Here is an 8,071-nt window from a genome sequence, read left to right on the forward strand (position 1 = left end):
GCCCCGACGCCGCTGCTCGCTGCGGTAGGCTCGCAGCACGCGACGCACCGGTGCGGGCGAGAGCGGGGAGAACCGAAATCCAGCAGTTCATGATGCGCTTCAGCAGCAACCTGCGCAGATTCCGCTGGGTGGTCTTCACAGGTTGGCTCCTGGCTGTGCTCCCCTCGCTCTATCTGGCCGCCACCCAGTCGGGTCACCTCACCGGCGGGGGTTTCGAGGTCGAGGGTTCGCAGTCGCTGTACGTGCAGTATCAACTCGAGGATCACTTCCCCGACCAGGGCGCCTCGCCGCTGGCCCTGGTGGCGGCCCCGCGCGCCGCCGCCACCTACCACGACATGCAGGACGCCGTCGCGCTGTTGCAGCGTGTCGCCGGCGAGGTGCCCAGTGTGACGGTGGTTCCCGATCGGCGGCAGCCGGCGCCGCGGCCCGACCGGCCCTATGTGGTGTCGCTGCGGGTGGACTTCAACAACACCGGCGCGGTCGACATCGCCAAGAAGTTGCGTTCCAAGCTGGGCGTGGAAGGCGAGCATCCCGGCCGGGTCGAGAACGGCTCGGTGAACCTGTACGTGATCGGGCAGGGCGCCCTGGGCGCCGCGGCGTCGGCCAAGACCAAGCAGGACATCGCGGCGGCCGAGCAGTGGAACATGCCGATCGTGCTGATCGTGTTGCTGGCGGTGTTCGGCTCACTGGCGGCCGCCGCCATCCCGCTGGCGCTCGGGATCGGCACGGTGATCGTCACCATGGGTCTGGTCTACCTGCTGTCGATGTTCACCACGATGTCGGTCTTCGTCACCTCGACGGTGTCGATGTTCGGGATCGCGCTGGCCATCGACTACTCGCTTTTCATCCTGATGCGCTACCGCGAAGAGCTGCGGGCCGGCCGCCAGCCGCAGGAGGCCGTCGACGCTGCGATGGCGACATCCGGGCTGGCGGTGGTGCTGTCCGGCCTGACCGTGGTGGCCTCGCTGACCGGGATCTATCTGATCAACACCCCGGTACTGGTGTCGATGGCCACCGGGGCGATCCTGGCGGTCTCGGTCGCGGTGTTGGCGGCGGTCAGCCTCACCCCGGTGGTGCTGGCGGTGTTCGGCCGCCCGGTCGCCAAACGGTCGGCCCTGCTGCACTGGTCGCGCCGCCCGCAGGCCGCGCAGTCACGATTCTGGACCCGCTGGACGGCCTGGGTGATGCGCCGCCCGTGGATGTCGGCGCTGCTGGCCGCCGGGTTCCTGTTGACCCTGGCGGCGCCGGCGCTGTCGTTGGAGCAGGGCAACAGCATGCTGCGGCAGTTCGACTCCTCCCACGAGATCCGCGGCGGGGTCGCCGCGGCGGCCCAGGCGCTCGGACCGGGCGCGTTGGGGCCGATCCGGGTGCTGGTCACCATCCCCGGTGCCGACGCCTCGGCGCCCTCGCACACCCAGACGTTCGCGGCGATCCGCCAGGAGATGACCCGGGCCCCCAACATCGCCTCGGTGTCGCCCCCGGTCTTCGGCGACGACGACAGCAGCGGGCTGCTGTCTGCGGTGCTGTCGGTCGATCCCGAGGACATGGCCGCCCGCGAGACCATCGACTGGATGCGGGAAAAGCTGCCCGCGGCGGCCGGTTCGCCGTCGGTGCGGGTGGACGTCGGCGGGCCCACGGCGTTGATCAAGGATTTCGACGATCGGGTCGCGGCGACCGAACCGCTGGTGCTGGTCTTCGTGGCGTTGATCGCGTTCGTGATGCTGTTGATCTCGATCCAGTCGGTGTTCCTGGCGTTCAAGGGCGTCGTCATGACGGTCCTGTCGGTGGGGGCCGCCTACGGCAGCCTGGTCGCGGTGTTCCAGTGGGGCTGGTTGGAACGGCTCGGGCTCCCGCCGACCGGTTCGATCGACAGCTTCATCCCACCGATCGTGCTGGCCATGACGTTCGGCCTGTCGATGGACTACGAGATCTTCCTGCTGACCCGGATCCGGGAGCGTTACCTGCAGTCCGGCAGCACCCAGGACGCCGTCGCCCACGGCGTCAGCACCAGCGCGCGCACCATCACCAGCGCCGCGCTGATCATGATCGCGGTGTTCATCGGTTTCGCGTTCGCCGGGATGCCCCTGGTCGCCGAACTCGGCGTGGCCTGCGCAGTGGCGATCGCGGTGGACGCCACGGTGGTTCGGCTGGTGCTGGTGCCGGCGCTGATGGCGATCTTCGCCGAGTGGAACTGGTGGCTGCCGCGTTGGCTGGCCTGGATCCTGCCGTCGGTGGACTTCGAAAAACCACTGCCCACCGTCGATCTGGGCGATGTCGTGATCATTCCCGACGACATCTCCGCACTGATCACCCCCAGCGCGGACCTTCGGGCGGTGGTGAAGTCGGCGGCCCGGCTCACCGAACTGGTTCCCGACACGGTCTGCGTCGGCGACCCGCTGGCGCTGCGCGGCTGCGGCGTGGCCGAGATAGCCACCACCAAGATCGAAGCGCTGCCGGTCGGTGCGGCCGCGCCCGCCGGCGGCAAGACGGTGGGCAACGCCCTGGCCAAGCTGGCCGGCGGCTGGTCGTCTCGTGGCGGTAGCGGCCGGGCACTGCCGAAGGCGATACGGCCGGTGCACCCCGTCACGGTGTGGCGTCGCCGGCTCGCGGTGGCACTCGACGCGCTGGAGACCGAGGCCTGGGTGGGCAACGAGATCGGCTTCGAGGGCCCGGCGTTGACCCGGTGCCGCCCGATGGAGACCGCGGCGGTCCAACTGCCGACCGGCGACCGGCTGCAGATCCCCACCTGCGCCGAGACGCTGCGCCTCAAGGGATACCTGCTGATGTCGCGCAACAGCCCCCGGGACTACACCGAGCTCGCCGAGCTCGTCGACGTGCTCGACCCGCAAACCGTTGCTGCGGCACTCGGCGGGATCGACAGGTACTACTCTGGGCAACCAGCCGACCGCCGATGGATGGCCACGCAGCTGGTCTGTCGGCTCGCCGACCCGGAGCCCGTCGAACGCGAAGCGGACGACACCGGTGACGGTGCGCCCCGGGCCGGAACGGACTGGGAACACGTCCGCGGGCGCTGCCTGGCGGTTGCGGTGTCGATGCTGGAGGAGGCGAGGTGACGTTGGCCCCGGACCGCCGTCGTGCATCGCAGTCATCCCGGTCCGGCAGCACCGACCGCCCGGTGGAGTTCTGGCCGACGTCCGCCATCCGCGCCGCGCTGCAGACCGGCGACATCGCCACCTGGCAGCTCATCGTGGTGGCACTCAAGCGCGACCCCTACGGGCGCACCGCCCGCCAGGTCGAAGAAGTGCTGGAGGGTACCGAGTCCCACGGCATCTCCAAGGCGCTGTCGGAGGTGCTGACCCGAGCCCGGGCACACCTGGAGGCCAACGAGCGCGCCGAGGTCGCCCGCCACGTGCGAGTGCTGATCACGCGGTCGGGCCTGAGCCGAGACGAGTTCTGCTCGCGGGCCGGCGTGCCCGCCGACACGCTGCGCGAGTATCTCGACGGCACCGTCAGCCCACCGGCATCGCTGATGATCCGGATGCGCCGACTGTCGGACCGGTTCGTCAAGCTGCAGAACCGCGGCGCACCCGACGTGCTGTAGTCGCCGGGCCTCAGCGCGCGTGGATCGGCGACATCTCCAGCACCATCCACTGGTCGCCGCGCTTGGTCAGGGTCACCCGCACCGGCACCACCGCCTGCTTGACCTGCTGGTTCGCCACGGTCTGAACGCTGCGCAGCACCACCGCGACCCGAGCCGCCAACGGACCGAGCGCCTCGACGCCGGCACTGAGGGTCTGCGCGTCGACCGCGATGTTGCGGTTGGCCATCTCGGTGGCGGTCCGCCCGATGCTTTCCCGGAAGGCGTTGACCCGGTCCGGGACCATGTAGGTCGCCGCCTTCTCGATCGACGCGTCCGGGTTGGCCGGTGAGACAGTCGCCGCGGCCTCGGCCATGGCGACAGCCGTCTTGACCACCTCGACGGAGTCCGCCTCCAGTTCCCGGTCGGGCACCGTCCAGCGCAGGTATCCGAGCACCGCCGCAGCGACCAGCGCCGTGGCGGCCAGCGCGACCACCCCGGTGCGAAGGCTCGGCCGGTCGTCGTCGGTGCCGACTGTGACGGCATCGCGACGCAGCAGCAAGAAATTCACCACCATGCCCTCGACGATGAGCAGCACCAGCACCGAGCAGACCGAGACCCACCACAGCGGCCAGTCGAGCATCAGCCCGACCAGCAGCAGACCGCCGATCGCGGCCAGCGGCGCAGCGATGTCGAAGGCCAGCATCCGCCACAGCGTTCGCGACGTCAGGAGCCCCAGCTTGTTCATCGGATCGACCTCAATCGGGAAATCATCAGGTGCCCGTCCACGTCGGTGACGTCGAGGTGCAGCGCCCAGTGCACCGTCTGCGGCCGGCCTCCGACGTTCTCGGCGATCGAGGTGGCGATCACCATCACCGGGTCGGTGCGGCCGGGGCTCTGCGGCTGGTCGGTTCCCGCGGCCGGATCGTCGAGGTTGTGACGCTCCAACTCGATGGCGACCGCCTCGATCCGGCCGCTGCTACGGGACTGGATCCGCTGCACCACTTCGCGGTAGGGCTCCAATGCGGCGTCGAACTCGCTGTTGAGCTCGCCGACGGTCTTGTCGCGCAGCCGCGTCATCCCCTTCTCGACGTTCTCGGCGTTGAGGTTGATCAGCACGCTGGTCCAGCTGGCGGCGGTCTGCAGCACCCGGCTGCGGTAGGCGCGCTCGTTGACGTCGTCGCGGTGCACGTTCCAGGTGATCAGGCCGAACACCAACGCGCCGATCGCGACCAATCCGAGGAACACCGACGCCAGTCCGTAGCCGGAGATCCCGCCCTTGGGCGTCTTGGCCGCCGGAGCCGGTGGGGCGCCCTTCTTGGTGACGGGCTTCTTGTCGTCCCGGGGCGTCTCGACGGTGGTCTCGCCGGCTTCGACGACTTCGCCGTCCGCTTCAGTGGAGATGTCGGGCTGCTCCTCGTCAGGCATGGCGGTGACGCTACAGGACGGTTGTACGGTTCGCCGTGAAAGGATGGGCCCGATGACCTCACCAGCCACCCGCTCCGGCCTTGACCTCAGCCATCGCGACAGCGCGATCCGCGTACAGGACGACCTGTTCGGTCATGTCAACGGCCGCTGGCTCGACGGCTACGAGATGCCCCCGGACCGCGCCACCGATGGAGCGTTCCGCGCGCTGTTCGACCGGGCCGAGAGCCAGGTCCGCGACCTGCTCACCGAGGCCGCCGGTTCAGCGAGCCTCGACGGAGGAGAGGCGAAGCTGGAACCGGCGCATGTACCCGCCGGTTCAGCGCAGCAACCCGCGGAGTCGGGCGGGGCGGCCGGCAGCGACGAGCGACGGATCGGCGACCTGTACGCCAGCTTCCTCGACGAGCAGACCGTGGCCCAGCGTGGGATGGAACCGCTGCTCGCGGAGCTTTCCGCGATCGACGCCGCCGGTGACCGTGACAGCCTCGCCCGGGTGCTGGGCGCATGTCAGCGCACCGGGGTCGGCGGGGGCGTCGGGTTGTATGTGGACACCGACTCCAAGGACTCCACCCGGTATCTGCTGCACCTGACCCAGTCAGGCCTGGGACTGCCGGACGAGTCCTACTACCGCGACGACCAGCACGCCGAGATCCTGGCCGACTATCCGAACCACATCGCCAAGATGTTCGCGCTCGTCTACGGCGGGGATCCGACCGGCTACGCCGCGGTCGCGGCCCGGATCGTCGCGCTGGAGTCCAGCCTGGCCGGCGCGCACTGGGATGTGGTGAAGCGCCGCGACGCGGAGCTGGGCTACAACCTGCGCACCTTCGCCGGGCTGCCGCAGGAGGCGCCCGGCTTCGACTGGGCGGGCTGGGTCGGCGCCCTCGGTGTGTCCGGGGATGCCGCGACCGAACTGGTGGTGCGCCAGCCCGACTATCTGACGGCGTTCGCCGCGCTGTGGTCCTCGGTGGAACTCGCCGATTGGCAGGACTGGGCGCGGTGGCGGCTGATTCACGGCCGGGCCGGGCTCCTCACCGATGCGCTGGTCGCCGAGGATTTCGAGTTCTACGGTCGACGGCTGTCCGGCACCGAGCAGATCCGGGAACGGTGGAAGCGCGGCGTGTCCCTGGTGGAGTCGATGATGGGCGACGCCGTCGGAAGACTCTACGTGGCAAAGCATTTCCCGCCGGACGCCAAGGCTCGCATCGATACGCTGGTCGCTAACCTGCGGGAGGCCTACCGGGTGAGCATCACCGGCCTGGCCTGGATGACCCCGGCGACCCGGGAGCGGGCGCTGGTCAAGCTGGACAAGTTCACCGCCAAGGTCGGCTACCCCGCCAGCTGGCGTGACTATTCGGCGCTGGTCACCGATCGCGCCGACCTCTACGGCAACTTCCTGCGGGGCTACGCGGTCAACTACGACCGTGAGCTGGCCAAGCTGGGGCAGGAGGTGGATCGCGACGAATGGTTCATGTCGCCGCAGACCGTCAACGCCTACTACAACCCGGGAATGAACGAGATCGTCTTCCCCGCCGCGATCCTGCAGCCGCCGTTCTTCGACGCCGACGCCGACGACGCCGCCAACTACGGCGGAATCGGTGCGGTGATCGGCCATGAGATCGGCCACGGGTTCGACGATCAGGGCGCCAAGTACGACGGGGACGGAAACCTGGTCGACTGGTGGACCGACGCTGACCGCACCGAGTTCGGTTCCCGCACAAGCGCGTTGATCGCCCAGTACGAGACGTATGTGCCACGGGAGCTGCGCGACGGACAGCACGACCCTCATGTCAATGGAGCGTTCACCGTCGGGGAGAACATCGGCGATCTCGGCGGGCTGTCGATCGCCCTGCTCGCCTACCAGTTGTCGCTGGACGGCGCCGAGGCGCCGGTGATCGACGGATTGACCGGGGTGCAGCGCGTCTTTTACGGCTGGGCGCAGGTGTGGCGCACCAAATCCCGTGACGCCGAGGCGATCCGGCGGCTGGCGGTGGACCCGCATTCGCCGCCGGAGTTCCGCTGCAACGGGGTGGTGCGCAACATGGACGCGTTTTACGACGCGTTCGCTGTCACCCCCGACGACGCGCTGTATCTGGAGCCCGCGCAGCGCGTGCGCATCTGGAGCTGACCCGGCCCGGTTTCTCCGGCGGAAAGGGTGGCGCTACATCTGCCAGTCTTGGGCGCCGTCGTTCTTGGTGTAGGTGCCGACGGAGTTCTTCACCACGACCGGGTCGCCGCTGCCGAAGTTGTCGTAGAACCACTTGGCGTTGGCCGGGCTCAGGTTGATGCAGCCATGGCTGACGTTGCGCTTGCCCTGGTCGTTGACCGACCAGGGGGCACTGTGCACGAAGCCGCCGCTGTTGTCGATGCGGACCGCGTCCTGCACCGTCACCTTGTAGCCGTAGGTGGAGTTGACCGGCACCCCATAGGTGGAGGAGTCCATCACCAGGGTGGGGAACTTCTCCAGCACGTAGTAGGTGCCGTTCGGGGTCTCGTGCCCACCGCTCGACATTCCCATTGACATCGGGAATGTCTTCTCCAGCTTGCCGTTGCGGGTGATCGTCATCTGGTGTGTCTTGTCGTCGGCGGTGGCCACCAGGGAATCGCCGGTGCGGAAGCTCGACTTGGTGCCGGCCGCGTCGATGTTGACGGTGGTGTGGGCGGGCCAGAAGTCGAACGGGCGCCACCGCACCTGGCTGGGGGTCATCCAGTAGAACTTGCCGGGTACCGGCGGGTTCGACGAGATGTGGATGGCCTGCTCAGCCATCGCCTTGTCGGCGATCGGCCGCTGGAAGTTGATGATGATCGGTTTCGCGACGCCCACCATCGATCCGTCCAAGGGGTTGAACGACGGGGGCAGGAACGGCGCGGTGCCGGTGAACGGTTCGGGATTCTGCCCGGCGACCGGGCCGGCCGCGACCGGAACCGCACCCTGCTGTGCCGAGCCCGGCTCACCGGGCCCGCCGGGCTCACCCGGCACGGCACCCGGCTCGCCCGGCATCGCACCCGGCTCACCGGGCACAGGCGGTGCGGGCTCCGGCGGGGGCGGGAACACCAACGGGTCCGCGGGCGGCGGCGCCGGCGCGGGAGGCGGCGGGGGGGCACAGA

Annotated in this window: 6 protein-coding genes; 3 read left to right on the forward strand and 3 right to left on the reverse strand. The window is 69.2% G+C overall.

Annotated elements, in window-relative coordinates; all coding sequences use genetic code 11:
- Nucleotides 1–89 precede the first annotated feature (89 nt).
- Entirely contained in the window at nt 90–3,074 is a 2,985-nt protein-coding gene (locus AWC24_RS03260; RefSeq protein ID WP_085082038.1) for an MMPL family transporter, read from the forward strand.
- Nucleotides 3,071–3,562, forward strand: a complete 492-nt coding sequence (locus AWC24_RS03265; RefSeq protein WP_085082039.1) for a helix-turn-helix domain-containing protein — start codon at nt 3,071–3,073, stop codon at nt 3,560–3,562. The genes AWC24_RS03260 and AWC24_RS03265 overlap by 4 nt, the downstream gene beginning before the upstream one ends.
- Before the next feature lie 10 nt (nt 3,563–3,572).
- Here the strand turns inward: AWC24_RS03265 and AWC24_RS03270 are convergent, their stop codons facing one another.
- On the reverse strand, nt 3,573–4,286 hold the full coding sequence (locus AWC24_RS03270) for a hypothetical protein (protein ID WP_085082040.1): 714 nt from the start codon (nt 4,284–4,286) through the stop codon (nt 3,573–3,575).
- Nucleotides 4,283–4,966: a hypothetical protein gene (locus tag AWC24_RS03275; RefSeq protein ID WP_085082041.1), complete on the reverse strand. Its 684-nt coding sequence runs from the start codon at nt 4,964–4,966 to the stop codon at nt 4,283–4,285. The genes AWC24_RS03270 and AWC24_RS03275 overlap by 4 nt, the downstream gene beginning before the upstream one ends.
- 52 nt (nt 4,967–5,018) lie before the next feature.
- Between AWC24_RS03275 and AWC24_RS03280 the strand changes: the two genes are divergently transcribed.
- Nucleotides 5,019–7,091, forward strand: coding sequence for a M13 family metallopeptidase (locus tag AWC24_RS03280; protein ID WP_085082042.1), 2,073 nt, complete (start codon nt 5,019–5,021; stop codon nt 7,089–7,091).
- Between the two features lie 33 nt (nt 7,092–7,124).
- Here AWC24_RS03280 and AWC24_RS03285 read toward each other — a convergent pair.
- Nucleotides 7,125–8,071 (reverse strand): L,D-transpeptidase (locus AWC24_RS03285; protein WP_207568295.1); only part of this gene is annotated, 947 nt, incomplete at its 5' end.

Origin of the sequence: Mycolicibacter senuensis (assembly GCF_002101885.1) — a bacterium.
GTDB lineage: Bacteria > Actinomycetota > Actinomycetes > Mycobacteriales > Mycobacteriaceae > Mycobacterium > Mycobacterium senuense.

Coding starts and splice junctions, on each gene's coding strand:
- AWC24_RS03260 (WP_085082038.1), top strand. CDS start 90: ATGATGCGCTTCAGCAGCAACCTGCGCAGATTCCGCTGGGTGGTCTTC.
- AWC24_RS03275 (WP_085082041.1), bottom strand. CDS start 4,966: ATGCCTGACGAGGAGCAGCCCGACATCTCCACTGAAGCGGACGGCGAA.
- AWC24_RS03280 (WP_085082042.1), top strand. CDS start 5,019: ATGACCTCACCAGCCACCCGCTCCGGCCTTGACCTCAGCCATCGCGAC.
- AWC24_RS03270 (WP_085082040.1), bottom strand. CDS start 4,286: ATGAACAAGCTGGGGCTCCTGACGTCGCGAACGCTGTGGCGGATGCTG.